The 1,827-nt window shown below is 56.9% G+C and carries 2 protein-coding genes; both read right to left on the bottom strand.

Features of this window, described 5'->3' with window-relative positions; translation table 11 throughout:
* Nucleotides 1–104 precede the first annotated feature (104 nt).
* Nucleotides 105–995, bottom strand: coding sequence for a CbiX/SirB N-terminal domain-containing protein (locus H5U08_RS17520; protein WP_297036062.1), 891 nt, complete (start codon nt 993–995; stop codon nt 105–107).
* A 241-nt stretch (nt 996–1,236) separates the two neighbouring features.
* Nucleotides 1,237–1,827 (bottom strand): creatininase family protein (locus tag H5U08_RS17525; protein ID WP_297036065.1); only part of this gene is annotated, 591 nt, incomplete at its 5' end.

A 1,827-nucleotide genomic window follows, 5' to 3' on the forward strand; every position in this document is an offset into this window, starting at 1 on the left:
CACAGATTGCCGTGGTTTTACACCAGCAGATGCGACGTGGAACGCTTCAACACCAAGCCGGAAACTGTTGATTCCTGCGTGTCTACCGCACCGAAGGGCCAGCTTCAATAAGGCAGCGAAATGATTCGGTAGGGGACACCGCTGTTCGTTGGCGTGACCCCCTCCACCAGGACCGTGGCATCATGCGGAAGCTTATCCCGTTGGGAACCCAGGAGTGCGTCCGAAATCTTTTCCGCCAGAATGTGGACGAGGGAGGAGCTTGGCCACAATACATTCGTCTGAACCCATCGGAGGTGCGGCCATTTTTGACGTGACTGCTCGAGCAGGTCACGCAGATAATTCGTCAAATAGCCTTCACACAACAGATAAGGCTGGACCAAAACACCGCGGATCCCGTCGAGCTGCGCGACTTCCTCCAGCACGTCTTCTACCCGCGGCTCAGCCGCCGCAAAATAACATAGCTTCCTGTGGGCATAAGCAGTCATCCCAATCAACTTATAGACTGTTTCAACTTGACGAAGAGCCGCCTCGTCGCTTGTGCCCCGGGCAACCATCACGTAGGCGGTCTCCTCGGGCGTCAACTTGCCATCGGTCAGCACCTCCTTTTGCCTTTCCATGGCCAGCCCGAGAAGTCTCCATCGCATTCCGTACGCTGAGGTGATGTAAATAGTGACTGGCTTCTTGGCGCAGGACTCTATCACTCGTTGTGCAAGAGCCGGAATGTCTTTCTTGATGTGCCCCGCGTCAAACAGCATAATGGGAACGACGATGACGTTTTGGAAGCCACTTCGCACAATGAGCCTTAGCATCTCTTCCAGGCCCGGGCTTGCAATCTCCAGGAACCCAACGTAAAACGGCGGCAGGTTTTGGAACTCTCTGTCCAGGTGCTGAAAAACCTCTACACAGAGTTCAAGACTCTGGTTAACGCCAGTCTGCTCCCGGGTCCCGTGGGGAACCAAGATGACAGCCGTCGAGGGGAAGGTCTTGTCGTACATTGTGGGCAAAGTCCTCACGACCAAAAAAACCAGGGCCGGGCATCCATCGTATTCCCACACCAACGGAGACCAGCGTGACAGGCGGGAGTTTGTCGGCACGCCGGGCACGGCCTTGGGACGGTTGATTCACACCAGCGTTTGCGCGTCACTGCGAGCCGGCGTAAACCTCAACACTGATTCACAATCCCAGGCCTCGAAGTTATTCTATACCGACACCGCAGTGCAGATTCCCGGGAATGCGTTAGAACGGGAAGGTGTCGTCGAGGGGAGATTGAGAAAGTTCCACGAGAAACGCCGCGAGACGCTCTACCAGGACTTCCATGACCCGGCGTCCCTTCTCGGCGGTCGCTTCGTGGGGGTACCCGGCACCGGCATTGGTGGTCAGAAGATGCCACGGCCGAGTGATGCTCACCCAACCGCGGTTGACCGCTTCAAAACGGCAAGGGCGGGGCCGACCCTCATCCGCAGCGAGCTTTCCGTCCTCTCGCCGCAGAACCAACTCCGGCCAGTAGGCGAGAGCGAGTGATGTTTCCATTTCGCCAGCATGGTCATCGGGATGTTGGAAGATTTGGTGGTACACGTCCCGAAACACGGTGTACCAGTTGCACAGGAAGAGGTGCGCAGGGGTCTTTCCGTACATTTCACGGAGGAACGGCTTGAGATCATTCCCCCCGTGGCTGTTGAGCAGGACAATCTTGAGGATACCCTGCGCAACCAGCGATGCCACGAGGTCTTCCAGCACGCGAAAAATCGTCGTCGGATTGAGGTTGAGTGCGAACGGGAAACCACGCTGGTTGGTCTGGGTGCCCTCAATGGGACTGGTCAGACTCAC

The sequence above is a fragment of the Thermogutta sp. genome, assembly GCF_014359955.1.
Classification (GTDB): domain Bacteria; phylum Planctomycetota; class Planctomycetia; order Pirellulales; family Thermoguttaceae; genus Thermogutta.

Coding starts and splice junctions, on each gene's coding strand:
- H5U08_RS17520 (WP_297036062.1), bottom strand. CDS start 995: ATGTACGACAAGACCTTCCCCTCGACGGCTGTCATCTTGGTTCCCCAC.